The sequence below is a fragment of the Facklamia languida CCUG 37842 genome, assembly GCF_000245795.1.
Taxonomy (GTDB): domain Bacteria; phylum Bacillota; class Bacilli; order Lactobacillales; family Aerococcaceae; genus Facklamia; species Facklamia languida.
Genome location: NZ_JH601133.1, coordinates 428,866 through 454,584, shown reverse-complemented (window position 1 = coordinate 454,584; position 25,719 = coordinate 428,866). Strand labels below are relative to the sequence as shown.

General features: G+C 41.3%; 27 protein-coding genes and 1 riboswitch. Of the genes, 20 read left to right on the top strand and 7 right to left on the bottom strand.

Translation table 11 applies throughout. From position 1 onward, the window contains the following. Window positions 1–97 precede the first annotated feature (97 nt). Both HMPREF9708_RS02120 and HMPREF9708_RS02115 read right to left on the bottom strand, forming a co-directional pair. Window positions 98–1,351 carry a serine hydrolase gene (locus tag HMPREF9708_RS02120; RefSeq protein ID WP_006308405.1) on the bottom strand — a complete coding sequence of 418 codons (1,254 nt, stop codon included), beginning with the start codon at window positions 1,349–1,351 and terminating at the stop codon, window positions 98–100. Between the two features lie 144 nt (window positions 1,352–1,495). After that, window positions 1,496–3,004, bottom strand: coding sequence for a helix-turn-helix domain-containing protein (locus HMPREF9708_RS02115; protein WP_006308404.1), 1,509 nt, complete (start codon window positions 3,002–3,004; stop codon window positions 1,496–1,498). Between the two features lie 155 nt (window positions 3,005–3,159). Here HMPREF9708_RS02115 and HMPREF9708_RS02110 point away from each other — a divergent pair, with 155 nt between their 5' ends. After that, a complete protein-coding gene (locus HMPREF9708_RS02110; protein ID WP_198004222.1) occupies window positions 3,160–4,326 on the top strand; it encodes an O-antigen ligase family protein in 1,167 nt (388 codons plus the stop codon). On the opposite strand, the gene HMPREF9708_RS02105 is transcribed toward HMPREF9708_RS02110, so the two are convergent. Both HMPREF9708_RS02105 and HMPREF9708_RS07840 read right to left on the bottom strand, forming a co-directional pair. Next, entirely contained in the window at window positions 4,318–5,307 is a 990-nt protein-coding gene (locus tag HMPREF9708_RS02105; RefSeq protein WP_006308402.1) for a serine hydrolase, read from the bottom strand. The genes HMPREF9708_RS02110 and HMPREF9708_RS02105 overlap by 9 nt on opposite strands. A 40-nt stretch (window positions 5,308–5,347) precedes the next feature. Further along, window positions 5,348–6,622, bottom strand: a complete 1,275-nt coding sequence (locus HMPREF9708_RS07840) for a serine hydrolase (protein ID WP_006308393.1) — start codon at window positions 6,620–6,622, stop codon at window positions 5,348–5,350. A gap of 300 nt (window positions 6,623–6,922) precedes the next feature. Between HMPREF9708_RS07840 and infC the strand changes: the two genes are divergently transcribed. The 3 genes from infC to rplT are packed head-to-tail and all read left to right on the top strand — an operon-like array spanning window position 6,923 to window position 8,055. Then, window positions 6,923–7,444, top strand: a complete 522-nt coding sequence (gene infC, locus HMPREF9708_RS02095) for a translation initiation factor IF-3 (protein ID WP_198004248.1) — start codon at window positions 6,923–6,925, stop codon at window positions 7,442–7,444. 35 nt (window positions 7,445–7,479) lie between these two features. After that, on the top strand, window positions 7,480–7,677 hold the full coding sequence (rpmI, locus tag HMPREF9708_RS02090; protein WP_006308391.1) for a 50S ribosomal protein L35: 198 nt from the start codon (window positions 7,480–7,482) through the stop codon (window positions 7,675–7,677). A 21-nt stretch (window positions 7,678–7,698) separates the two neighbouring features. After that, the gene (gene rplT / locus HMPREF9708_RS02085; RefSeq protein WP_006308390.1) at window positions 7,699–8,055 is read left to right on the top strand and encodes a 50S ribosomal protein L20; all 357 of its coding nucleotides are present in this window, start codon (window positions 7,699–7,701) and stop codon (window positions 8,053–8,055) included. 227 nt (window positions 8,056–8,282) lie between these two features. On the opposite strand, the gene HMPREF9708_RS02080 is transcribed toward rplT, so the two are convergent. Next, window positions 8,283–8,963: a DsbA family protein gene (locus HMPREF9708_RS02080; protein WP_006308389.1), complete on the bottom strand. Its 681-nt coding sequence runs from the start codon at window positions 8,961–8,963 to the stop codon at window positions 8,283–8,285. 247 nt (window positions 8,964–9,210) lie between these two features. On the opposite strand from HMPREF9708_RS02080, the gene HMPREF9708_RS02075 reads away from it, so the two are divergent. From HMPREF9708_RS02075 to mgtE, 4 genes are read left to right on the top strand one after another with little or no spacing between them, the layout of a single operon-like run. After that, window positions 9,211–9,849 (top strand): GTP pyrophosphokinase, encoded by a 639-nt coding sequence (locus HMPREF9708_RS02075; RefSeq protein ID WP_006308381.1) that lies wholly within the window; start codon window positions 9,211–9,213, stop codon window positions 9,847–9,849. Between the two features lie 22 nt (window positions 9,850–9,871). Then, window positions 9,872–10,729: an NAD kinase gene (locus tag HMPREF9708_RS02070; protein WP_006308380.1), complete on the top strand. Its 858-nt coding sequence runs from the start codon at window positions 9,872–9,874 to the stop codon at window positions 10,727–10,729. Beyond that, window positions 10,707–11,600: an RluA family pseudouridine synthase gene (locus HMPREF9708_RS02065; RefSeq protein ID WP_006308379.1), complete on the top strand. Its 894-nt coding sequence runs from the start codon at window positions 10,707–10,709 to the stop codon at window positions 11,598–11,600. The genes HMPREF9708_RS02070 and HMPREF9708_RS02065 overlap by 23 nt, the downstream gene beginning before the upstream one ends. A gap of 22 nt (window positions 11,601–11,622) precedes the next feature. Then, on the top strand, window positions 11,623–12,990 hold the full coding sequence (mgtE, locus tag HMPREF9708_RS02060) for a magnesium transporter (RefSeq protein ID WP_006308378.1): 1,368 nt from the start codon (window positions 11,623–11,625) through the stop codon (window positions 12,988–12,990). A 217-nt stretch (window positions 12,991–13,207) separates the two neighbouring features. Here the strand turns inward: mgtE and HMPREF9708_RS02055 are convergent, their stop codons facing one another. After that, the gene (locus HMPREF9708_RS02055) at window positions 13,208–13,654 is read right to left on the bottom strand and encodes a GNAT family N-acetyltransferase (RefSeq protein WP_006308377.1); all 447 of its coding nucleotides are present in this window, start codon (window positions 13,652–13,654) and stop codon (window positions 13,208–13,210) included. Between the two features lie 177 nt (window positions 13,655–13,831). Between HMPREF9708_RS02055 and HMPREF9708_RS02050 the strand changes: the two genes are divergently transcribed. From HMPREF9708_RS02050 to ptsP, 5 genes are all read left to right on the top strand, one after another. Further along, window positions 13,832–14,896 (top strand): M42 family metallopeptidase, encoded by a 1,065-nt coding sequence (locus tag HMPREF9708_RS02050; RefSeq protein WP_006308376.1) that lies wholly within the window; start codon window positions 13,832–13,834, stop codon window positions 14,894–14,896. Window positions 14,897–14,971: 75 nt separating this feature from the next. After that, a complete protein-coding gene (locus HMPREF9708_RS02045) occupies window positions 14,972–15,634 on the top strand; it encodes a DivIVA domain-containing protein (protein WP_006308375.1) in 663 nt (220 codons plus the stop codon). 102 nt (window positions 15,635–15,736) lie between these two features. Further along, complete coding sequence (locus tag HMPREF9708_RS02040) at window positions 15,737–17,314, top strand: peptide chain release factor 3 (RefSeq protein ID WP_006308374.1); 1,578 nt, start codon at window positions 15,737–15,739, stop codon at window positions 17,312–17,314. A 146-nt stretch (window positions 17,315–17,460) separates the two neighbouring features. Continuing rightward, complete coding sequence (locus HMPREF9708_RS02035) at window positions 17,461–17,727, top strand: phosphocarrier protein HPr (RefSeq protein WP_006308373.1); 267 nt, start codon at window positions 17,461–17,463, stop codon at window positions 17,725–17,727. Continuing rightward, the gene (ptsP, locus tag HMPREF9708_RS02030) at window positions 17,727–19,451 is read left to right on the top strand and encodes a phosphoenolpyruvate--protein phosphotransferase (RefSeq protein WP_006308372.1); all 1,725 of its coding nucleotides are present in this window, start codon (window positions 17,727–17,729) and stop codon (window positions 19,449–19,451) included. Before HMPREF9708_RS02035 ends, ptsP begins: the two co-directional genes overlap by 1 nt. 121 nt (window positions 19,452–19,572) lie before the next feature. Here ptsP and HMPREF9708_RS02025 read toward each other — a convergent pair whose 3' ends face one another. After that, a complete protein-coding gene (locus tag HMPREF9708_RS02025; RefSeq protein ID WP_006308364.1) occupies window positions 19,573–20,115 on the bottom strand; it encodes a folate family ECF transporter S component in 543 nt (180 codons plus the stop codon). 56 nt (window positions 20,116–20,171) lie between these two features. Further along, window positions 20,172–20,268: riboswitch (THF riboswitch) on the bottom strand. A 200-nt stretch (window positions 20,269–20,468) separates the two neighbouring features. Here HMPREF9708_RS02025 and HMPREF9708_RS02020 point away from each other — a divergent pair. From HMPREF9708_RS02020 to HMPREF9708_RS01990, 7 genes are all read left to right on the top strand, one after another. Further along, on the top strand, window positions 20,469–21,689 hold the full coding sequence (locus HMPREF9708_RS02020; RefSeq protein WP_006308363.1) for a glycosyltransferase: 1,221 nt from the start codon (window positions 20,469–20,471) through the stop codon (window positions 21,687–21,689). Next, on the top strand, window positions 21,679–22,554 hold the full coding sequence (locus HMPREF9708_RS02015) for an NAD(P)-dependent oxidoreductase (protein ID WP_006308362.1): 876 nt from the start codon (window positions 21,679–21,681) through the stop codon (window positions 22,552–22,554). The genes HMPREF9708_RS02020 and HMPREF9708_RS02015 overlap by 11 nt, the downstream gene beginning before the upstream one ends. Before the next feature lie 78 nt (window positions 22,555–22,632). Then, a complete protein-coding gene (locus HMPREF9708_RS02010) occupies window positions 22,633–22,860 on the top strand; it encodes a YkuJ family protein (RefSeq protein ID WP_006308361.1) in 228 nt (75 codons plus the stop codon). A gap of 184 nt (window positions 22,861–23,044) precedes the next feature. Further along, entirely contained in the window at window positions 23,045–23,569 is a 525-nt protein-coding gene (locus HMPREF9708_RS02005; RefSeq protein WP_006308360.1) for a YqeG family HAD IIIA-type phosphatase, read from the top strand. Beyond that, window positions 23,541–24,683, top strand: coding sequence for a ribosome biogenesis GTPase YqeH (yqeH, locus tag HMPREF9708_RS02000; RefSeq protein WP_006308359.1), 1,143 nt, complete (start codon window positions 23,541–23,543; stop codon window positions 24,681–24,683). The genes HMPREF9708_RS02005 and yqeH overlap by 29 nt, the downstream gene beginning before the upstream one ends. Window positions 24,684–24,703: 20 nt before the next feature. Next, on the top strand, window positions 24,704–25,021 hold the full coding sequence (locus tag HMPREF9708_RS01995; RefSeq protein ID WP_006308358.1) for a YhbY family RNA-binding protein: 318 nt from the start codon (window positions 24,704–24,706) through the stop codon (window positions 25,019–25,021). A gap of 12 nt (window positions 25,022–25,033) precedes the next feature. Then, a complete protein-coding gene (locus tag HMPREF9708_RS01990; RefSeq protein WP_006308357.1) occupies window positions 25,034–25,717 on the top strand; it encodes a nicotinate-nucleotide adenylyltransferase in 684 nt (227 codons plus the stop codon). The last annotated feature ends 2 nt before the right edge of the window (window positions 25,718–25,719 follow it).

Below are 25,719 nucleotides of genomic sequence, written 5' to 3'. Positions count from 1 at the left end.
GATTCTGTGTTTTAAAAAATGGGGATGATAAAAGATTCTTTCTTCCATCATCCCTATAAATTTTAGAATCTTAAATTTAAGTGAAAGAGGTGAAGTCCTATTTAAAAAATTGCCCGAGGAAGTCTGTGATCGGATTATCCCGTCGATTTTCAAACTCTTTGACTTCTTCACCAGGAGTCTCATCTTTTTTAGCTGCTTCCACAATGGATTCATTGATAGAAGCTTGGATACTGGCTTCCTCAGCTTGACGTTCCGCTAAAGAAGGTTTTTTATTCGTGGGGAGTTTCTCATCCTGATAGAGATCAGGATGGGTTGCCAAACCATTCAGTAAATGGTTAATATCAGCATAAGGAGTGGTCACTGAACCATCAGCATTTGGGAAGACTCCCATGGCGACTGTAACGAGTTCACGCCCTTCTTCTGTACCAGTTGCGACAAAGTTATTACCTGCTGCGTCCGTTGAACCTGACTTCAGCCCCGTAATTCCTTGGCGTTCTTCACTCTGACCCGTTAATAACAAGTTGGTTGTATAAAAAACTTGTTCGAATTCCGTGTCCGCCTTAAAGCGGTATTCAATGGTAGAGGCGATTTGAAGAATTTCTGGGTAGTCTTCACTGACGTGTTGGGCAACTAGGGCCACATCTTGAGCAGACATTTGGTTCTCATCATTGGCACTTGAGCCAGGGGCCCACCATTCTTCTGGCAAAAAGGAATTGGGGAGTCCTGAGTTTGTAAAGAAACGATAGTCTGTTATGCCCCATTCATCTAGTTGGTCCTTAATGGCTTCTACTCCACCTTGTTCAGACCCGTATAAATGCCACATGAGAACAGAGGTAGCATCGTTTCCTGACATCATAATGACCCCGTAGAGCAAGTCTTTAACAGAGTATTTTTGTCCTCCAATTAAATTGGCGCTCGATAATTCATAATTATTAGATAGGACATCCGTAATTTCTTTGGGAGCCTCGATTTCAGTTTCAAGTGTGAGCTTACCTTCATCAATTGCTTTGAAGACTAGGTAAGTTGGAATGATTTTAGACATGGAAGCAATTGGATAGGGTACGTTGGCCTGGCGTTGAGCAAGAATGCGATTCGTTTGACTATCCACGACAACGTAGGAACGTGCATTGACTTGTTCATCAAAGAGTTGCACGAGGTCTTTTGGATAAGAATCTGGCATAGGAATTGAAGGGTATTTCTTGGCTTTTTCGACGTCTTGGGATAAATTCGGTAATTTGGATAGGTTCTTAATCTGGCCTGCCACACGAAGCGGTTGAGTCAAACACAGCATAGTGAATGGCAAGATCATAAATAAAGTAAAATATTTCAATGAAAACTTTGGTGGTCGCATAAGGGGCTCCTTCTGTTGACGAGATTTGAAAAAAAGGACATTCGATCAATTGGTAAACTGAAATTAATTATACCTGAATCAAAAAAGAATTCAAAGTGGGATCGAGGATAGAACTTTTCAGATCGAAATTAGAAAATAGAGGCCTTAGTTTTGACTCCAAATTGTATCATCACTTTGAATCTTTAAACGAAAACGAAAGACCGCTTCTTCGATTTTCTTTAAGGTTGAGATATTCGGTAGGGCTGAGAAATGAATGATTTCTTTACCTGGGATCTCTCGGATTGTGAAGTTGCTGATGATAATATCCGCCTCGGATTTTTTGATATCTTCATAACTGAGATCAATTTTTGAATGGTGAAGGATCTTAATGTTACTCTTGAAGTGGTCTTTGATAAAGGCTTCAACTAATTTCTCATGGCCGGTATTAAAATCACTCAGGATCATCAGTTTTGGTTGGCGGATGTAGGCTTTGAGATAATCATAAAGTTCTTTCCATTGGGTATAAATACAGACAATCATAAATTCCTTGCCATTTTCACTAATTTGGATGTTCATTTCTGCTAAGTAATGGTCTAACATAGACTTTATTCGGTCATAAAAGGCGGGTTGCAGGAAGCGAGCCATCTGGCTGAAGCTTTGATTGCGATTAATTAGGAGTGGTTGATTCCCAATATAAAAATTTTCTGAGTGGACCAGATTATGCAAGTAAATGATGAGGTCCCTAGAATTCTCAGTGGTAATATTAAATTCATCACATAAGGAGTGAATCATTTGCCTGAGCAGCTGGAAAGAACGGTGGTGGTCGGGTGTTTCCATTAAATCCATGGTCGATAAAGCAAAGCTTTCATGAAGATAATTAAAGAAAATTTGATAGATTTGGGTGGTGTCGATCCTAATCGCAAAAAATTGCTCAACATCTTGCTTAATTGTATGAAAATGGGTGTCACTAAGGATTATTGAACAGGCATTGATTTTTTTCTGATCAACTGTAGATAGCTGGGAGTTATAACCCTGTTGGATCCGAAATAAGTTGACGGTTGTTTCCAATAGGAAGTTACGAAAGCTAGCAAAGGATTGGCTTGGTTCAATATAAGAAAAAGGGATCTGCACAAATTCAAGCATTAGTGGTTGTGGCACATGGTCAAAAGGCCAGTCTAAGGGAGAGGTCTTTTGTTTAAAGTATTCAGCAAAGAAATAACGGATGTCTAATTCCTTACCTTCAAAATGAATCGGTTTGGTTCTAAGCATAATTTGGTATTTAGCTTTAGTCAGTTTGTTAATTTGGTTGATAAGTCGGTAGACGGTGGAAACAGAAACCTCGAAATGTTTTGCTGCCTCTTCAATCGTCAGATTGGGTTGGTAGAAGATCTGTTCAATCAACTGAAAAGGAGTAGAATGTGCGATATAGTACTGATAAAAAAATTCATAGGAGATATTATTTTTAAAACGAGCCATCACGCCGCTGTTGGTTAAATGCAGTCTCATCTGGTCTGAAAAAGTCTTCTCGATAAAGTTTAGATCTTCCTTTAGACTTGGTAATGAGGCTTGGATTTGTTTTTCCAACTGATTATAAGTATAGAGTTTTTCTGAATGGTGCAAAAGCTCAATGATCTTTAACTGACGTTTTTGTGAATTACTAAAAAGTGAACGCATAGAATCCTTCCTTTTATCGATCATGATCATGAGTGACTTCGTAAGGTATATTTTACCATAAAATTTTTTGGTGAGCGATTGGGTCAGTAGCTAACTTTGATCAGGTTTTGCTATAATGGTTGAGAAAGAAGGTGAGGATCATCTTGAAAAAATTATTGAATCAAAAACAAATTGAACCCATTATTTTTGCATTGATCAGTCTCTCAATTCTTTTCCCATTTTATATAAGCAGCCTCGTGACAGCACTAGGGGCTGGCATCTTGTTTTTTACCCATTATAAAGAATTGAAAGAAGCATTTCTTAAAACACATTGGTTAGGGATCTTTATTTTTTATAGTCTCCTAGTGGGCCTTTTTTATCAGAACTGGATTGGGGTCGGGGTAGGAGTCGTGATGTTCTTATTTGCCATGCTCTTTTATTTTTATCAACGTTACCTGACGTTCGAATTGTATCAGTTTAATCTTAAGGTGTTTGTCTTCGGGTCAATTCCTTTGGCATTACTCTCTTATTACAAGTACAGTCGAGATGTTTTGAAGAACGGTTATGATTTACTCTATATCTTTAAATATCATAATCCTCAAACACGGGCTGAGGCAACCTTTTTTAATCCAAACTATTATGGACTTTATATTGCGATGGTTCTTATTATGGCAATTTATCTCTTTAGTCAAAATCAGAATCGACGCTTCCGTTGGGTGATGGTATTGACGATCTTAATGAATTTAATGAGTTTGATCTTGACAGGATCACGCTGGTCCATTCCAACTGTGATTGTGGGAGCTGTTATCATGCTCTTCTTCTTAAAGCCCAAGTTAGCATGGGGTTTAGGGTTCTTATTGGTTGGTGGTTTTATCGCGCTGCTCATCCGGCCCGACCTCCTGCCTCGCTTTACGACCTTGGCACATGGTTTTGAGGATCGATTTGCTATTTGGCAAGTGGGATGGAATCTCTTTCTGACAAGTCCAATCGTCGGTAGGGGGCCAATGACTTATGTGAACTTCTATTATTTATTTGCCGACAAGGGAAAAATGCATGCCCATCAATTGTTAGTGGACTGTTTGGCTAATTATGGCTTAGTAGGGATGATGCTCTTAGTCATGGCTTTTTCTCGTTATTTTCGGCGACTCTTTAGGGGAATCTTCAACCCACAAATTCGCCCAGAGATGGGGCTGGTGGTAGCAACTGTCTTGACAGTCCTCTTTCATGGTTTGATGGATGTCGGGATTTTTTGGATCCAGACGGGATATATCTTTTTGGCTCTTGTGACAGTGACCCCAACCCAGTTACAACACTTCAAAACAAAAGAAGCGGACTCACTCTAATGAGTGGTCCGCATCTTTTATTTGTTGGTATTTTGTCCATATTTTTAGGTGATAGTTTAAGGTCGCCATAAATTCATCAGAGACACTATAATTCTTACTCATCAGAACCAGTGTATATAGAGGGACCCCCTCTTCATAGTAAATACCGATATCATGGTAGGCATCATCGTATTGACCATATTTAGAGGCCATGCCCTCAGGTACATACTGTTTGAAACGTAATCCGGGTTCGGACATTAGCATGTAGTCCGATAGCTTATGGTAGGCGGTTGGATTTTGAACAATTTTTTGTAAGTAACCATCTAACATTGAAGGGCAAGCGAAGTTTGATTGATAGAGGTCTTGTGGAATGTCTTGAATGCCTGAAATTCGGATGAGACCCTCTTGGTGACTACCATAATGATTGATATAGTAGACAGCTAAGATATTCCATGCGGTATTATCAGAATAAACAAGCATATTATAGACCAGGTCTTCCACAGTATACCAATCCTTTAAGGGGCTATTGGTAATGTCACCATCCCCTTCTTCATAAAGACTGCTATATGCCGGCACATACGTATCCCAGGTCAAGTTACCTTGATTAATGAGATCGGCGATGATCAGACAAGTTCCTACTTTATTGGTAGAAGCTCCAAAGATCGGCATATTCTCATTCAATGTATAATCTTCCTCGGTTACTAAGTTGTGATAGACGATCCCAAGATTCGTTTGATTATAGCCAAAGTCTTGAATGATTTGTTCTATGAGTGAGTCAACACTATCAAATTGCGAATAATCAACCGGTTCGATTGGAAGATCGTCATCGATCAAATCGGCTAAAAGGTCTTCTTGAGTCGTTTCGAGAGTTGTGGATTGTATGACTGGGTCGCTTTGAAGGTCAGAGGGGGTCTTTTGTTTTTCTGATGAGTGCTTATCGGATTGGCAACCTGTTAAACCAATAACTAAAATGAGGAAACAAAGTATAGACTTCCTAAACATTATAACCTCCTTATTATAGCGGGGGACGGATTGACACCTCTTATTCAGAAGAAAGTTCAACTTTGGCCAACCGTCCTTCCTGGTAATGATACCATTCGTTAATTCTTAAGTTAAGCTCACCCATGAAAGTGTCGACCATTCCAACATCAATCGTCATGAGAACCAGTGTGTAGACGGGCTGGCCATTCTCATAGTAGATGCCGGTATCATGGTAAACATTATTATATTGGCCATATTTCGTGGCCATTCCCTCATCATGGTAGAGCTTAAAGCGTAGATGCGGCTGCGCCTCCAGCATAAAGTCCTTGAGTTTATCATAGCGAGAGGAGTCGGCTATTTTGTTAAGGAAGGTATTCAATAGATTAGGAGTCGCATAATTATAGTTATCGATTAAGGGTTTGGAAAGTGGATCTATTTTTGAGGCTTTTAATAATGATTTTTTGACATCTCCATAATGATCATTATAGTAGTCCAGCATAATACGCCATGCAGTATTGTCTGAATAAACGATTAAGTTGAACATTAAGTCTTCCAAGTCATAGGATGACTTTAAAGGACTATTGGAGATGAGCCCATCTCCAGCTTGAAAACTCTTAGGGGATGCAGGTAACTTTGTTTGCCAATCGATCGTCCCCTTATAGATTTGGTCAATGTACAGGGTTGCAAGGCCGACCTTGTTCGTTGAGGCAGCATAGGCCGCCTTATTCTCATTGAGATAGAAACGCTCGTTAGTGATACGGTTTTCATAGACGATACCAAGATTCTTTTCAGGTAAGTCGTATTCTTTAATTAAGGATCGGATAACCTCTGAGATATTTTGGTATTGTGAATAATCAATCCCTGATAGATTAGGTGTTTCATCTTGAACAGCGTCAATTTCCTGGCTTTCATTTGAAGAGCTACCAGACAAGTGACCAGAAGTAACATCAGAACCAACCTTTTCGATCAGGCTTGTTTCTTCCTGTGAAGTACTAGGTTCCTGGCTGGAAGTACTGGGAACTTGTGTGTGACCATCCGGAATAATCAATTCTGGAATTCCTCCGATGTTTTGATGGTTATCACGAGATTTGGCAGTACCTAAGAGCCCATCATCAGAAGTTTCTGGGTCAGGTCGATCGCTTTGCAATGAAGTGGTCTGGTCTTCTTGTGAGCTTTCAATAATGAGTGGTTGTTCGATGGCAGGAACCTTTTGGAGTGAAGCTTCACTTGTTGCAGTGGTCTCTTTATGGTGCGGATTGTTCCCTTGGTTTGGCCCTTGACAACCACTTAGAAAAATAATCATAATAAGAATCAAGAGGTAGTTTTCTTTGGACATATTCTTGCTCCTAATGTAGTCATTTCTTACCGTCTCATTATACCGAAAAGAAAAACGAATGAAAGAGAATTTTTCTTTTTAAAGAAAAACATCTTGATTATGAGAATTATCCATGATATGATTAAGCAGTTGGAAAACAAGTAGAAGCAAAATGTTTCTCGCCGGGCATTGGAGTGCAGGGCAAATGATTAAGTATGAGAGGCTGAGTGTCTCTTTGTCTTATCATGGAGAAATGTGCGCATCGAACGATGGGCTTTTTTGTTTATACTTGTGGCAAAAATACTATGGAGGTGGACTCATATCGCAAAAGAAGCCTTGATTAATGGGGAAATTCGTGCAAAAGAACTGAGAGTCATTGGTGATAATGGTGAGCAAATCGGTGTTAAGTCACTACAAGATGCCTTGACGATTGCTGAATCTTTTGACCTAGACCTGGTCCTTGTTTCACCACAAGCCAAGCCCCCCGTTGCTAGAATCATGGATTATGGAAAGTATCGTTACGAACAACAAAAGAAGGAAAAAGAACAACGCAAGAATGCCAAGGTAATCAATGTCAAAGAAGTGCGCTTAAGCCCTTCGATTGATGATCACGATTACCAAACAAAATTAAGACAAGCCATTAAATTCTTAGAAAAGGGCGATAAAGTAAAGGCAAGCATTCGTTTTAGAGGCCGTTCGATCACCCATAAGGATCTTGGCCGTGACGTGCTAGAAGACTTTATCGAAGATACCCAAGAAGTGGCAATTGTTGAATCAAAACCGACAATGGAAGGGCGCAGCATGTTTATGCTGTTGGCTCCTAAACCTGATTCTAATAAGTAATTTTTTAACCATATCAACTATTCAGGAGGATTATCATGCCAAAACAAAAAACACATCGCGGATTAGCTAAACGTGTAAAGAAAACAGCTTCAGGAAAATTAAAACGTTCACACGCTTTTACATCTCACCGTTTCCATGGCAAGACTAAGAAACAACGTCGCCAGTTAGCTAAACCAGGACTTGTTTCTGCATCCGATATGAAACGTATTAAGCAACAAATCGTCAATCTATAGATCTAAGGGAGGAAATAATCAATGGCACGTGTTAAAGGTGGATATGTCACTCGTCAACGTCGTAAACGTACGCTAAAATTAGCTAAAGGCTACTATGGCGCGAAATCAAAATTATTTAAGACTGCAAAACAACAAGTTATGAAGTCTTACATGTATGCTTATCGTGACCGTCGACAAACAAAACGTAACTTCCGTCGTTTGTGGATTACACGGATCAATGCAGCAGCTCGTCAAAATGAAATGAGCTATTCTGTTCTGATGAACGGTTTGAAGAAAGCTGGAATTGAGATTAACCGTAAGATGTTAGCAGAACTTGCTGTTAATGATGAAGCAGCTTTCAAGGCATTAGTGGATGAAGCGAAGAAGGCTTTAGCATAATTGAGAACCCGGCAAAAAGGTTCAATAATTTATGGTTTTATAATTTATAGGGTTGATGGAAGCGATTGGCTTGCTTCAACCCTATTTTTAAATACACAAAAACACAGAAGTCCGATCTATTTAGGCTGCGATCAAATATAGAAAGGACTCTGTGTAGGGGTTGTATTATTGAAAGGAAGGAGGGCAAAAAGCATTTTTCGAACCCGGTGGGGGGGAGATGGCCCTCTTTATAAGTTGCGGAGCAAGGTCAATGGGTGTTTGTCGTGAGTTGTTGAGATCATATTCGAGTGACATTGGTGGTACATCATCATGTCTAATTGTTCCAAAACAGCTTCATGGCTAAACGCTTTGTCAATAATAAAGCCAGCTCTTTCATTCATCGAATCGAAGATAACGAGAGTCGGTGTTCGTTTAACCCCCATGCTTTTTGCAATTCTTAAATCTTTAAAATAGAGCTCTTTGACGAAATCTGAGTGGAAATCCTCGTCAAAAAGGTCGAGGTCCAGCTGACAATCTTCTGCAATGGAATAAATGGTCTCTTCCGAAACACGTGAGAGTTCTGCACAAATTTCTTTTTGGAAGGCCATTAAGAAGTTCCGTCCTTTGCGCTTGCCTTGAAAGCTGGCGGCCTTAATCGCAAGAGCTGATTGATAGAGTTTGGTATAAAGCTCGTTTCGTAAGGCTAAATTGCCCGGTTGATAGCCTAAGCGTTGGATGAAGTCGTTAATGACACTTTCATTGTGGATACACAAAATATTCAGATTAATTTTTGACGAAATGAGCGTCTTGACTTTGAGTATTTCTTGCTCGAAGGCATAACACTTGCGACCCAAGGGATTGACAAATAAGTAGAAGTCAAAATAATTTGGATGGCCATTCACATGGTAATCAATTAAATAGTTACTCATTTTACCCCTCTTTCTTTTTGATTTGTTCATTCTTCCGAAGTTGGGTCATCGAACCTAACGCACCCTAAGTCTAGCATAAATATCCTAGGCGTCCTACTAATACGCTTCTCAAAGGTGGTTAGATGGTAACCCCAAATATATAGTATGCAATAGAATGTGTATAATTTCAAATCGATCAATAAATCTTTCGACTCATCATGAGTTTATGCTACAATAGGCCTTGTCTGAAGAGATAAAGAGGAATGAGGTGAGAGCGATCGTTGAGGATGATTTTGTAGCCGATTGGGACTTGTTTCTTGCGCCTTATGCCCAAGCCGTTGAAGAATTAAAGGTGAAGTTAAAAAACATCCGTAAAGAGTACCATGATCTGAACAAGCATGCACCTATTGAATTTGTAACGGGCCGAGTCAAATCCAAGGAAAGTATCTTGGAGAAGATGGATGTTCGCGGAATTGCTCCGGAGGATATTTTGATTGGTGTGCAAGATATTGCTGGCATTCGGATTATGTGCCAATTTGTGGAAGATATTTATGAAGTCGCAGACCTCTTGATGGATCGAAGTGATTTTAAAGTGATCTTAATCCGAGATTATATTAAAAATCATAAGTCGAGTGGCTATCGTTCATACCATATGGTGTTAGAGTATCCAGTTGAGCGAGTGGCTGGCAATGTGAAAGTGATTGTTGAGGTCCAGATTCGGACACTCGCTATGAATTTCTGGGCAACGATCGAGCATTCCTTGAATTATAAGTATGATGGTGTCTACCCAGAGGAAATTCTTTACCGTCTACAAAGAGCCTCTGAAGCGGCCTTTCTTCTCGATGGAGAAATGAGTGCTATTCGTGAAGAAATTCGTGAGGCGAGTAAATTATTTGATTCAAAGTAAAACAATTAAAGGGGGCAAGGATTTGAAGACGATTAAGATACATGCGAATCATCTCGATTTATCGCAGCAAATTGCAAGTAAGCTAAAAGAAAAAGCTGAAAATGCTGGTTTAACTTGCCTTCCTTTAGATCAGGTGAGTGATTATATTATAACCGTTGGAGGCGATGGAACCCTTCTGACCGCCTTTCATACCTATCAAGATCAATTAGCTGATAGTCAATTTATTGGGGTTCATACAGGGCACTTGGGTTTTTATACAGATTGGTTGGGAGATGAAATGGATCTCCTAATCCAAGGTATCTTAGATAATGATGAAGAAGCGGTCTCTTATCCCTTACTAGGTATTGAGGTCACGCTCAAAGGGAATCAATCCCTTCATTATTTAGCTTTAAATGAATTTATATTACGTTCCCACCGCAAGACCATGGTTTGTGATGTCGCGATCAGTGACCATTTTTTTGAGGTTTTTCGTGGGGACGGGCTTTGTATCGCAACACCGACAGGCTCTACAGGTATGAACAAATCGGTAGGAGGGGCAGTTCTCCACCCTCGAGTGGAAGCGATCCAGATGACAGAATTAGCCTCTGTAAATAATCGTCTCTATCGTTCACTTGCCTCTCCAATCATATTGCCCAAGGATGAGTGGCTAACATTAAAACCGGCTGATTCCATGCAAGGTATGAACTTCTCAATCGATAATCGTTTTTTTGAAGATCAAGTAGTCGAGCAGGTTCGATTACAGATGTCCCAGCAACGCATCCATTTCGCGAGCTTCCGTCATATGCACTACTGGGATCGTGTGGAAGCGTCCTTCATTGGAAGTGTTAATAGAAAGCCGAGCGAAGAGGCGGGATTACGTGGAATTAAATTGGATTTATGATTTAGAAGAAGAGATGTCGATTAAGGCTTTTCTCAATAAGCAGAGGCTTCCTAAGTCCTTTATCAAGGATGTGAAGTATTCAGGCGAAATCTTATTGAACCATCTAAGGGTGGATGTGCGATTCTCGATTCGTAAAGGAGACCATTTACGGCTTGTTGCACCTGATGAAGAGGGACATGAGACAGTTCCTGCGAGTCACCAAGCGCTTGATATTGTCTATGAGGACCCCGACCTGTTGGTTGTCAATAAGCCCGCTGGTCTCGTTTCGATTCCTTCAGCAAAAGTCCCAGACAGTTCTATGGCAAATCGGGTGAAGGGCTATTATCAACGTCAGAATTATTCAGATCAAGTGATCCATATTGTGACGCGATTAGACCGTGATACAACAGGACTGATGCTTATTGCCAAGCATCGCTTAGCGCATGCTTTGATGGATCGGCAAATGCACCAGGGACAAGTTTATAAGTATTATCAGGCGCTTTCTGCGAGTAATCGATGGGCCAAGCACGGTATCATCGAAGCCCCTATTGCCCGAGATGAGCATTCCATTATTACACGTTGCGTTTGTGAACAAGGTAAATGGTCTAAGACAGAATATTGGTGCATCCAGGCCTTTGACCAGGGAGCTCATTTAAGATTACGCCTTCACACTGGCCGGACCCACCAAATTCGCGTTCACTTAGCTCATAAAGGAGGGGCCCTGGTTGGTGATGACCTTTACGGTGGTCCAGATAGTCATTGGATCCATCGACAAGCCTTGCACTGTGGGGAGTTACGTTTTCGACAACCCTTAACGGGACAAGCTCTTGTGATTAACCAGCCGCTCCCACAAGATATGCGAGACTGGATAAATAATCAATCCCTTAATTAGATAAGTGCAGAGGAGGATTTGAATGGAAGTATTTGAACGATCATTTGAAGAGAGTGTCGCAAGCTTAGAAACCATGCTACGCAATGGTCGAATGACAAGATTTAGAACTGAATTCTTAGCTTTACATAATTATGATCAAGCTAAAATTTTTGCAGAGTTTGACAGTGAAGAAAGACAAAAAGTCTATCAGTACCTAGCCCCTGGTGAAATTGCCGATGTTTTTGATGCCTTTGAATCAGACAATATTCAATTGAGTGAGGGCTACTTCTTAGAGATGGAGAATTCGTATGCAGCCGCTGTGCTGGGCGAGATGTTTGCTGATAATGCGGTCGACATCTTGAATAGCATCGAAAATAAGGAAAAGGTCAATATCTATATGCACCTCATGCCAAATACTTCGGCAAGAGAGATCTCTCAATTAATCAATTATATTGATGAGACCGCAGGTGCCATTATGACGACGGAATTCGTGACGATTCAAGAAGAGTTCACGGTCAAACAAGCCTACGACCATTTAAAAGGAGCCGCCCAACAAGCTGAAACTATTTATTATGTCTACGTGGTGGACGAAGATAATCGGTTAAAGGGGGTTATCTCTCTACGGGACTTAATTGTTAATGAAGATGATAGTTTAATTAGTGATATCCTAAATAATCGCTTAATTACCGTTCAAGTCAATGATGACCAGGTAGAGGTAGCAAAGATGGTACAAGATTATGACCTGCTTGCCTTACCAGTTGTGGGTTTTGATCATGAGTTACTAGGGATTATTACCGTCGATGACGTGCTAGACGTTATGCAAGAAGAGGCCGATAGTGACTATTCTGGTTTGGCTGCTGTCGACGTCAATGAGAACCACGCGACACCCATTCAAGCCTCCAAGAGTCGTTTGCCTTGGCTGGTTACCCTTCTCTTCCTTGGTATGGGGACAGCTTCTCTAATTAGCCAGTTTGAGGGGCTCATCTCGACAGCGCCTGTGCTATCGAGCTTCGTCACATTGATTACAGGGACCGCGGGGAATGCGGGGACCCAGTCTTTAGCGGTCGCTATCCGTAAGTTGACGAATAAATCAGAAGAGGATGCCTTCTTTGCTTCCTTCTGGTTTGAACTCCTGACAGGAGTAGCAACAGGCCTAGTAGTTGGGATCGTGATTGCCATTGTTGCAAGTATATGGAAGGGCAATCTTTTTCTCGGTATCATTATTGGGGTGGCGATGGCCTCGGCGATTGTTGTTGCTAACTTGGCAGGCTCTTTGATTCCAAAAGTGATGGTAAAATTTGGGTTTGATCCAGCTGTAGCGAGTGGGCCTTTTATTTCTACCTTAAGTGACTTAACGTCGGTTTTCATTTATTTTACGATTGCTAGTCTCTTTTTATCCCATTTAAGTTAAGGACGAATGATCAAAGGGATCGATCGTCAATTTCTGAACTAAATCTGCTATTTATCAAATGGATGATTTGATAACAGGTTTAATATTAGCAAGATAAAACACCGAATGTGAAAACATAAAAAGGCAGCATGCCTCATCTTGGAGGATGGCCTCAGTACTCAAACATTCGGTGTATTTTCATTTTGATTTATTATTAGACAGGCTTCAGTACTTATTTTTAAATTAAGTACTTAGCTAGATCGTGGTGGGGGATGCCCGCATCGAGGTAGCCTAGGGGATTGCTTAACTGATAACCTAGTTTGTAATAAAAATCCAGGGCTTGATCTTGGGCTGACAAGACGATCTTTTGTCCGCCTAGTTTTTTGATTTTTTCTTCGATTTGATTCATAAGTTGATGGCCTATGTTTTGTCCACGATAATTTTTTATAACGGCTACCCGTTGCACTTTATATGTAGGGGTTGGCTGTGAGGTTTGTAGGCTCATTCGAGCTGTTGCTACAGGGAACTCACTTTTGTAACCAACTACTTGCCACATTTTTGGATCCAGGCCGTCCACTTCTAATTCTAAAGGGACATTTTGCTCCTCTACAAAGACTTTTTTTCGGATCATCATGGCATCTTGAAATGATGAATCGTCTTCACCTAAGAACCAATGGTAAATCAAGTGTATCCCTCCTCTTATTTATGATCTTATTATAGTTAAGATTAAGTCAAATCCCAAATGAAATAATGTAAAAAAACCTTGCATAATGAGAGGTCTGTTGTATAGTAAAGACAAGCGATGACATGTTGGAGAGATGGGATCATTTCTCATTTGTCAGAATAGAAGGAGAGTATAAGAATGGTAGAAATGAATTATCAATTAGACGCTCAAACACGCCAACGATTAGAAGCAATAAAGGAGTTAACGGAGATTCCCTCTCCAACTGGCTATACAGTTGAGATCATGAATCACTTGAAGAAGCGGTTCAATGATAAAGGAATTGACTTTAAAGATACATCCAAGGGTGGCTTGTTGGTGACCCTTCCTGGTAAGGACCAAGAACGTCACCGTTACCTAACTGCTCATGTTGACACCTTAGGTGCAATGGTTCGTGCCATTAAGCCAGACGGCCGCTTAAAAATTGACTTGATTGGCGGCTATATGTATAACGCCATTGAAGGGACTTATTGTCAGATTCATTCTTCGTTAACGGGAGAGGTCTATACTGGAACAATTCTCATGCACCAAGCAAGTATTCATGTTTACCGCGATGCAAGAACGGCTGAACGTAATCAGGCAAATATGGAAGTTCGAATTGACCATCCTGTATTTTCTCAAGAAGATGTTGAAAAATTGGGAATCAAAGTCGGAGATTTTATTTCCTTAGCGCCAAGAGCCGAGATTACAGAATCAGGTTATCTCAAATCACGTCACTTAGATGACAAGGTGAGTGTGGCTTTACTGCTTGAAGCCATTGATGCCGTTAAAGCGGGCGACCTCCAGTTGGCCCACACTACCCATTTCTATATTTCAAACAATGAAGAGATTGGTTATGGTGGCAATTCAAATATTCCTTCCAGAGTCGAAGAGTATATTGCGGTTGATATGGGCGCGTTGGGTGATGACCAAACATCCGATGAATATACGGTGTCAATCTGTGCTAAGGATGCGTCTGGTCCATATCATGTAGGACTTCGTAATCACTTGGTCCGTCTATGTCAAGCTAATGATATTCCATACAAGGTGGATATTTATCCCTTCTATCAAAGTGATGCCTCTGCAGCAATGCATGCAGGCTATGATTTACGACACGGTCTATTTGGAGCAGGAATTGATGCAAGTCATGCCTATGAACGAACACATGCCACATCCGTGAAGGCTACTTATGATTTGATTTGCCGTTATCTTGAATCCGACATGTAGAATTTTTTGGCATTAAGAGATCCAAGATGATCTCAACAGTGCCATAAAGAATTTTTACGTGATGGAGGTGACAATTTGGAACGAATTAGTGAAGTTTCGGTTAACTTATTAGGCTATAATCGCAAACAAGTTAATCAGTTAGTGGAGCATAAAGATCAAGTCATCAAACAGCTTGAACAGAAACAGACTCTTTTGATGCAGCAGATCGAGTCTTTAGAAGAGAAAGTGTCTTATTATCAATCCATTGAGTCTGCCCTAAAAGATGGACTATTAGACGCCAGACAAACAGGTAACGAAATTATTAAACAATCGGAAGAAGAAGCGGAAAAGAGGCTAAACAGGGCCAATGAACAAGTGGTTCAGTTTAAAGAGAGTTTTATCCACTATAGTCGTGAATTAGCTCAAAATGGTAATGCTTTGAAAGAAAAACTACAGACCATGCAGAGCCAGGTTTTGACTTTATTAGAGGAAACACAGTCCTTTGTTCAAGAGACTGATTTTGAAGCTTGCTTCCCCGCTAAGCCATTAGAACGGTTGATGGAGCAACTGGATATCTATGAAGAAGAGGAATTAAGAGACCTTCCGCAAAGTAATTTCAATTCAAGTCACCAATTATCCAACGAGGAAAAGATCGAATTGCAGCGACTCATTCATGAAGTCATCCAAAATGAAGCGCAACAAAGACGAGCGAGAGAAGATAAATTGGTTGATTTTAAGAAGGCAAAAGGATTCTCTTAGATGACTTTGGGTGAGACCGTCAGTGATTTCATAGAGAAATCAAAAAGGGTCTCACTCTTTTATTTTTGATCAGTAGTATGATTTAAGGAACAGGAGTCTAGAATGGTAAGCGAAATGGAAAAGGAAGTAAACAAACGTCGGACGTTTGCAATTATCTCTCACCCCGATGCTGGTAAAACAACTATTACGGAGCATTTGCTTTTATATTCAGGTGCGATTCGTGAAGCAGGTACAGTAAAGGCAAAAGGGAAAAAATCAAATAAGTTTGCTAAATCCGATTGGATGGAAATTGAAAAGCAGCGTGGAATTTCAGTGACATCGTCCGTAATGCAGGTCGACTATGATGGCTACCAGGTCAATATTTTGGATACACCTGGGCACGAGGATTTCTCTGAAGATACTTATCGCACATTAATGGCAGTGGATGCGGCTGTGATGGTTGTGGATAGTGGGAAGGGGATTGAAGCGCAGACCAAGAAGTTATTTGAAGTGGTCAGTCAAAGGGGAATTCCGATTTTCACTTTTATGAATAAGCTAGACCGTGATGGACGTGAGCCATTAGATTTGGTAACAGAGTTAGAGGAAGTTCTAGGTATTGATGCTTATCCAATGAATTGGCCCATGGGCATGGGGAAGACTCTATTAGGCCTTTATGATCTCTATAATCAAAGGGTGGAGATCAGGCAAGAGGGAGAGGAAGCCTCCTTTTATGACTTAGATGAAGAGGGACAAGTGAAAGGAGATCTCCCATTTAAGGCGTCTTCAATATATTCACAAGCGATTGAAGATGCGCTTTTATTACATGAAGCGGGGAATGACTTCGATCGTCAAGCCATTGCGGAAGGAAAATTGACACCAGTTTTCTTTGGATCTGCTTTAACAGGATTTGGGGTTCAAACTTTTCTGGATGCCTTTATTGAATTAGCTCATGCTCCTTCACCCACTTTGACCAAGGATGGACAAGCGATCAATCCAACAGATGATCGATTTACTGGCTTTATCTTCAAAATTCAAGCAAATATGAACCCTGCTCACCGGGACCGCATAGCCTTTGTTCGAATTGTTTCGGGCCGGTTTGAGAAGGGAATAAATGTGACGCTCGCCCGGACAGGAAAAGGGATCCGGATGGCACATACCACACAATTTATGGCAGATGCCCGTGAGGAAGTTCAGGATGCCTATGCGGGTGATATTATTGGTCTCTATGATACGGGAAATTTCCAAATTGGAGATACTCTTTATACGGGCAATCAGGTCGTAGAGTTCCCTGATTTACCTCTTTTTACGCCAGAAGTCTTTATGAAGGTTGCGCCTAAGAATGTCTTAAAGCAGAAATCCTTCCATAAAGGAATTGAACAATTAGTCCAGGAGGGAGCCATTCAACTTTATCGTACCTACCATACAGAGGAGTATATTTTAGGGGCTGTTGGTCAATTGCAGTTTGAAGTATTTCAATATCGATTACTTCACGAGTATAATGCAGAAGTTGAGATGACTCCCATGGGGTCCAAGATTGCGCGTTGGATTGATCCAGACCAATTAGATCCTAAGATGTCTTCCAGTCGCAATTTATTAGCTAAGGATCGATTTGGTCAACCGGTCTTTCTATTTGAGAATCAATTTGCTGAGAATTGGTTCAAGGACAAGCATCCAGACGTCGTCCTTAAACAATTGATGTAAATCATTGACGAAACATGTTTTTTTAGCAATTGAATGCGCTTTTGTGTATAATAGCCATAGGCGACGTTAAGCTTATAGCTAAGATTGAATAAGCGGCGTTCGACTTGGAATTAGAGACTATCAAGATAGGATAAGGAGCGATTCAGATGGAAAGAAAAGATTTTCATATTATAGCAGAAACTGGGATTCATGCTCGGCCAGCAACGTTACTCGTTCAAACAGCTAGCAAATTCTCTTCTGATATCAACTTAGAATACAAAGAGAAATCAGTGAACCTTAAGTCCATCATGGGCGTCATGTCTCTTGGTGTGGGGCAAGGCTCAGATGTAACGATCTCGGCTGAAGGGTCTGATGAAGTTGAAGCAATCGAAGCAATTAGCGAGACAATGAAAAAAGAAGGGCTCTCAGAATAATGAGTCAAAAGATAACTGGGATCGCAGCAAGTGAGGGGATTGCAATTGCACCCGTCTATTTGTTAGTGGATCCTGTACTGACATATGAGAAAGTGACAATAGATAATGTCCAAGAGGAACTTGCGCGTTTGAATACAGCTGTTGATCAAGCAAAGGGTGAAATAAAAAAAATTCGCCACCATGCCCAACAACAGTTAGGTGAGGATGAGGCGCAAGTTTTCGATGCACATTTATTGGTGTTAGAGGATCCAGAGTATTTGACACAAATTCAGCAAGTGGTCGAAGAAGAGCAGGTCAATGCCGAGTTGGCGCTAGACCAAGTGACGGCTACTTATATCCAAATGTTTGAAGCCATGGAAGATAACCCTTATATGCAAGAACGAGCGGCCGATTTAAAGGATGTCAGTCAGCGCTTATTAGCGGCACTCTTAGGTGTCGAATTGCCGAATCCATCTACGATCGATCATGAAGTCATCGTTGTAGCCCATGACTTGACGCCTAGTGATACCGCTCAGCTCAACAAAAAGCATGTTAAGGCTTTTGTAACAGAGGTGGGGGGACGCACCTCGCACTCTGCCATTATGGCAAGATCTCTAGAAATCCCTGCTATTGTTGGCGCAACTGGGATCTTAGATCACGTCCAACAAGGTCAGAAGTTGATTGTTGATGCAATTAAGGGAGAGGCCATCGTCGATTCTGATGCAGAGGAATTGAAGACTTACCAAGAAGAACAGATTTCTTATCAGGACCAGCGTCGGCAGTTACAAGCCTTGATTGACGTGAAATCAGCAACAAAAGATGGTAAAGAAATCGAGATTGCAGCCAATATTGGGACTCCTAAGGACTTGGCAGGAGTTAAAGCCAATGGGGCAGATGGTGTAGGGCTCTATCGGACCGAGTTTCTCTATATGGATGCCAAGAATTTGCCGAGTGAAGATGAACAATACGCAGCTTATCGTCAAGCTCTTTGCGAGATGCACCCCAAAGGGGTTGTTGTTCGGACCATGGATATCGGTGGAGACAAGAGCCTGCCTTATCTAGATTTACCTAAAGAGATGAACCCATTCTTGGGTTACCGTGCAATTCGGATTTCTTTAGACCGTCAAGAGATGTTTAAGACGCAATTAAGAGCCTTACTCCGGGCTTCCGTTCACGGGAATTTGAAGATCATGTTTCCGATGATTGCGACTGTCGAAGAATTTAGAAAGGCTAAGGAAATTTTCCAACAAGCTCAAAGAGAATTACAGGCTGAAGGAATTGAAGTATCACAGACTATTGAATTGGGCATTATGATTGAAATCCCAGCAGCAGCTGTGCTTGCAGATCAATTTGCGCAAGAGGTTGATTTTTTCTCAATTGGCACGAATGATCTAATTCAATATACCATGGCTGCCGATCGCATGAATGAACAGGTCGCCTATCTTTATCAGCCATATCACCCAGCTATTTTGAGACTAGTTCATCATGTGATACAAGCTTCCCATCAAGCGGGTAAATGGACGGGGATGTGTGGTGAGATGGCAGCAGATCCGATTGCCATTCCCTTGCTATTAGGATTAGGCTTGGATGAGTTCTCAATGTCTGCATCCAGTATCCTACCGACCCGGAAGTTAGTGAGTGAATGGACGACCGCCCAGGCTCAGGAATTGGCTCAAAAGGCGATTACAGAATGTGCAACTGCTGAGGAAGTGGTTAAGTTAGTGAGGGATTTTGAAGCATCTTAGCTGAAGAGTAACTCACTCATTAGATGATCGCATCAAATAAAAAGGAAGTAAGCAATGACGATTGCCTACTTCCTTTTTTGGTTAATAGCTTAGAGGTGTTTTATTTAAATCGGAAATTCTGTTAGAAGCGATAGCGTTCAATAAATTTCTTTACAACCGGAATGTTAAAGATTAAATATAGGATGATGGAGTTGAGGGGTAAAGAAATCAAATTTTTGACAATTCGCATTGGCATGAAGGCTGCCCATGCTTTGCCATACATCACCTTGATCCAAATGGAGTTGAGTCCGATGTTGATCACGAGTGTGATGAGTAGAACAGCTGGGATAATTTGCTTCCAATCAAGGGGTTTGCGCCATAGGAAGTACCCGTAAATAATTCCACCTAACGCGGCGGATAGGGTGAAGCCGAGAAAGAAATTATCACCATGCAGCATGGCTGTGATGAGGTCATTCGCAATGGCGACAATGAGTGAGTACCAAGGACCAAAAAGTGCGCCGGATAGGGCGGCGCCGATAAAGCCAAAGCCAATTTGTACCAAATTTCCAAAGTTTAAACCTGGCACAAAACTAAGGGCAATCCTTAATCCAAGGATAATACCGAGCAAGGTGATTTGAAGGGTCGAGAGTCGACCTTGATGGGTGTAACGAACTTCTTTTTCCATAATAAAAAACTCTCCTTTTGTAAAGTACACAGAGAGCTACATATTTAATATTCTATGTAGCGAATGCAAAGTAAGACCGCAACTCAAAAATGTGTTTTCGTTTATGGGCAACATTCCATCCCATAACACTTTACGCCTTACTTTTACTCTGACGAGTGACCTGACGACATTCCGATTTAAATAAAGATCGATTCGTTCGATCAAACGGATTATACCATACTTTTATCAATTTTCCTATGGTAGGTTGTGGGATTATCCCCCTTAGGAAGCCGTGAAATGTCCTTTTTATTTTCGATCAAATTGTCTATAATTGAGGGGAGTATTCAAGTATCTATAAATAGAAAGGAAGTACTATGAAGATAGGGATGTTTACCGATACCTACTTTCCTCAATTAAGTGGGGTATCGACATCAATTAAGGTTCTGACAGAAGAATTACGACAACAGGGACATGAAGTGATTATATTCACTACAACAGACCCTAAAGCACAACCAGAACCAGATGTTGTGCGAGTAGCCAGTATCCCATTTTTGAGCTTTTCAGATCGTCGTATTGCATATCGGGGATTTGACCGCTGTTTGAAGATTGCGCGATCAATGGACATCGATATCATTCACACCCATACAGAATTTTCAATGGGGCTGGCTGGCAAGTATGTTGCAAGCCGATTAAATATTCCTAATGTCCACACTTACCATACGATGTATGAGAACTATACCCATTACATCTTGGATGGTCTGTTAGTACAAGCTAGTCATGTTCGCTTATTATCCCGTCAATATTGTAACCTTTCAGATGGGGTGATTGCTCCGAGTCAATTAACTAAGGACACCTTGCTTTCATACGGAATCAATGTTCCCATTCGAATTATTGCAACGGGAGTAGTGATTCCCCCCTATGATCCACAAGCAGCTGACAATTTAAGGGGTCAGTTAGGTATTAGTAAAGACGAGAAGGTGCTTTTATCTCTGTCCCGTCTATCAAAAGAAAAGAATATCATCCAAGTGCTAGAAACTTACCGGAAGCTCCAGGAAAGTCACGACCATTTGCGCTTAGTTGTGGCAGGGGATGGACCAGAAAGAGAGACCTTGGAGAATTATAACCGTAAGTACCAATTAGGTATTGATTTTGTTGGCTTTGTCGACCATGACCAGGTCGGGACCTATTATCAGATGGCGGATCTATATTTAAATGCAAGTGATTCGGAATCACAAGGGTTGACCTATTTAGAAGCGATTGTGAACCGATGCCCGATTATTGCTAAACGCAATGACTATTTAGAAACGATCATCACGCAACCAGAATTTGGCGTTTTATTCGATGACCAGTATTCGATGGTTGAGGCCAGTCAGGACTTTCTAGACCTAATCAACCAAGGAAAAGTTCATGAGATCAATCCTGAATGTTTATATGATCTATCATCGGGTAAGTTTGCTGAGAGTGTTATGGACTACTACCAGTCCCTCATTCAAAAGCATCGCCATCACGATCGAGGGATTTTTGATGCGGTATTTGGCAAAGTGAAAAATGTGATACGAGAAATTGTCATCGGAGGAAAAGCAAATGCAAAATAAAAAAAGAGTCGGATTTATCGGGCTAGGTGTGATGGGTCAAGCCATGGCCCAACATCTTTTGGATGCCGGTTACCCCTTATTTGTTTATAATCGGACCCAGTCAAAAGCGCAAGCTCTAGTCGAACAAGGGGCAAAATGGTGCGAGAGCCCACGCCAAGTTGCGTCAGAAACAGATGTGGTGCTCACCATAGTTGGTTATCCTAGTGATGTGGAAGCAGTTTACTTAGGGGAAGATGGTTTGTTCGCTGGTAGCCGAGAAGGGCAAATATTTGTGGACCTAACAACCTCAAGTCCTAAATTAGCTATTAAATTATCTGAGCAAGGCCAAGAAAAAGGAGTCAAGGTCTTAGATGCACCTGTATCGGGAGGGGACCTTGGAGCTAAGCGAGGAAGCCTTACCGCAATGGTTGGTGGGGATCAAGAGGGGTTAGAGGCTGTTGAATCAATCTTAAAATGCTTTAGTCATTCAATTGTCCTGCATGGCGGACCGGGATCTGGCCAGCATGCTAAGGCCAGCAACCAAATCATGATCGCCGGTACAATGACCGGGATGGTGGAGACCTTGCGTTATGCACGTGCCAATGGTCTCGACCTGGATAAGGTTATTCAGACTTTAACCGGCGGTGCAGCCAATAATTGGTCGCTGGCCAATTACGGCCCTCGGATTTTGAATGAGGATTATTCGCCTGGTTTTTTTGTCAAACATTATATTAAAGATTTAGGTATTGCCTTAGAATCGGAACTCGAACTTCCAGGTACTCAACTAGCTTATGACTTATATCAAAAGCTCTCAGATTTAGGTTATGCGGATGCTGGAACGCAGGCACTAATAAAGCTCTGGTGGAAGGATGAGGCAGAAGACTAAATTCTTGCATTTAGAAGATAGTTTGTTACTATACGTATTATAATAAGTTGGCTACATAAGAGAGAGTGGGGAAATAGTATGAAAGCTTCGGTATTAACCGGGATTATCCAGCGTTTAGAGACAATGACCAAAGCAACTGAAGAGCCAGAGGTAAGACGATTTGAATTGGATGGCGTGGAGAAGTGTCAAGTTGCTTATATTCCGAGTGAAGATGCTTTTGAGATGACGGAATCAAGTACAGGCACAATCTTTCGTTTTGACAACGTTGATTTAGTTGCAATTGAGATATTTGATTTATTGGGTTAATGATGATTCAACCATTCAAAAGAGTAGCCGACCAGCTGCTCTTTTTACTATGACAGGATAAGCCTTTGTAACTTTCCTTCATAATGCTTCCTTCGATTGAGGCGGTGAACCCTCTCAGGCCGATGGGTTATGTTATAATAGAACCAATAATTTCAGAATTTTATAAAGGAGTCTCCAACAAGCTATGAAGATGTTCGTAACCCCGACTTGGCATATCAATTCAATCTATCGTTTGAGCCCACAAGATCTGCTGAACCATGGCATTAAAGGAGTCATCGTGGATTTAGATAACACCTTGCTCGCATGGAATGAGCATGACCATACACCTCAATTAAGGTCCTGGGCGCAGGACTTGGCAAGTAGTGGGATCAAACTTTATATTCTCTCAAATAATCATACGAATCGGGTAGCACGCGTAGCCAAGCCCCTCGATATTCCCTATCAGGGAAGGGCTTATAAGCCACTTTCAAGAAACTTTAAGCAGGCGATGAAGAAGTTAGACTTGCCAAAAGAAAACATTGCAGTGATTGGGGATCAAGTGATGACAGATGTGATCGGAGCGAATCGTTTGGGTCTGAAGGTTATCCTGGTGAAGCCGCTGGTAGATAACGATAACATTTATACAGGTCTGAACCGTTTCTTGGAAAAGATTGCTTTAGCATCTATCGGGATTGATCGTCATGAAGATTGGGGGGACCAACTTGACTAATGACCAGGAATGGAATTACCAATGTATCGGTTGTGGAGCGATGATTCAATGGGAGGATCCCGATCGAGCTGGCTATTTACCTGAATCCGCTTTTAAGAAAGGAATAGAAGAAGACGGTTTTTACTGTCAACGTTGTTTCCGATTGCGCCATTACAATGAATTACATCCGGTAGAAGTCTCAGAAGAAGTCTTTCGAGACCACCTTTCTAGCCTTGCTGATGAAGAGGCTCTAGTGGTAAAAGTTGTCGACATTTTTGACGTTGAGGGAAGCCTCATCAGTGGTTTTTCACGGATTATTGGTAAACAACCCTTTGTCGTCGTAGCAAATAAGATGGACCTACTTCCCAAATCTGTTAAGGCGAACCGGGTTAAACATTGGTTGAAAGAGTGTTTACGAGAGAATGGTTTAATTGCCAGTGAGATTCTTTTGCTATCAGCCCACAAAGAATCGACTCTCCACCCTCTTTTTGACTTAATCAAAACCGCCCTTAAGACCAAGAATGTCTACTTAGTCGGGGTTACTAATGTTGGCAAATCGACCCTTATGAATCAGTTAATTCGCCATTTTGGTGGCGAACAAGGTGTCATCACGACCTCTAATCATCCGGGGACAACCCTAGACAAGATTGTTATCCCTGTGACGGACCAGACCGCCATTATTGATACCCCTGGAATCATTCAGTCCCACCAATTGGCTCATTATTTAGATCGAAGAGGGGTCAAAAATATCCTGCCAAGCAAGCGGATTAAACCGAAGACCTTTCAACTAAACCCTGAACAAACGCTTTTCTTAGCAGGACTTGCTCAAATTGACTTTCTTGCTGGTGATAAGACTTCCTTCACCTGTTATGCCTCAAATGATCTCTACCTTCATAGAAGCAAGCTAGCGGGTGCTAGTGACTTCCTTAGTAAGCATCAAGGAGACCTCTTATCTCCCCCTTATACTGACCAGCTAGTTGAGTTCCCAGAAATGATTGCTCATACTGTATTCTTAGAGCCAAACCAAGATTTAGCAATTTCTGGATTAGGCTGGATCTGTGTGAATCAAAAGGTTCAGCTAAAAGTTTGGATTCCTAAGGGCATCCACTTTAGTATTCGTCAAGCATTGATTTAAGATTAAGATAAGGAGTCTTTATGATCGAATTGAATAAGCAACAAATGAAGTATTTAAGAAAGTACGCCCAGAAGGAGAAGGCGATATTTCAAATTGGAAAGTTAGGATTGACAGAAGTTTTTATTCAACAGGTTGAAGCGGCTTTAAATAAACGCGAACTGGTAAAATTTAATGTATTGCAGAATTCGGACGAAGAAATCAAGGAAGTAGCCCAACAGCTCAGTGAGGTTTTGCAAGCTGTCGTCGTTCAAACAATTGGAAACACAGCCATTCTTTACCGTCCGTCTCAAGAAAGCAAAAATCAAAAATTAAGCTTAGATATTCAGGAACTGAGCTAGAAAGGAAGATATATGCGGCCTAGTATTTCTCAGCTCACGCTTCAGTCACTCGAGCAGGCATGTGAACAGTTAGACCTCACTAGGATGCAACAGGATCTCCATCAATCAGGACGGCGACGGATTGGAATCTTAGGTGGGACCTTTAATCCCCCTCATCTGGGGCACTTGATGATGGCAGAACAAGTTGGTAGTCAATTAGATCTGGATGAGGTCTGGTTTATGCCGACCGCAAAACCTCCCCATGCACCCGGAAAGATGACCATTGCTGCTCAACATCGCTTGCAAATGGTGCAATTAGCGATTCGTAATAACTCACGCTTCAAATTACAAGCTTATGAAGTGAATCGTGGTGGGAAGAATTATACTGTCGATACGATGCGATATTTTGTTAAAGAGTATCCTGAAGCGGATTTTTATTTTATCATTGGAGGCGATTCTGCTAACGACTTACCCAGCTGGAAAGGGATCCAAGACTTAGTTAACTTGGTCCAATTTGTGGGTATACAAAGGCCAGGTACCTCTCCTTATCGGCATCAATATCCCATTATTTGGGTAGACAGTCCTCTAGTTGATCTATCCTCTACTGAGATCCGGTTGAGAGTCTATTTGGATCAGTCGATTCGTTATCAAGTCCCGCTTGAAGTGGAGTCTTATATCTATCACCATCATTTATATTCAGCTCAGACGGAGGGATAAGC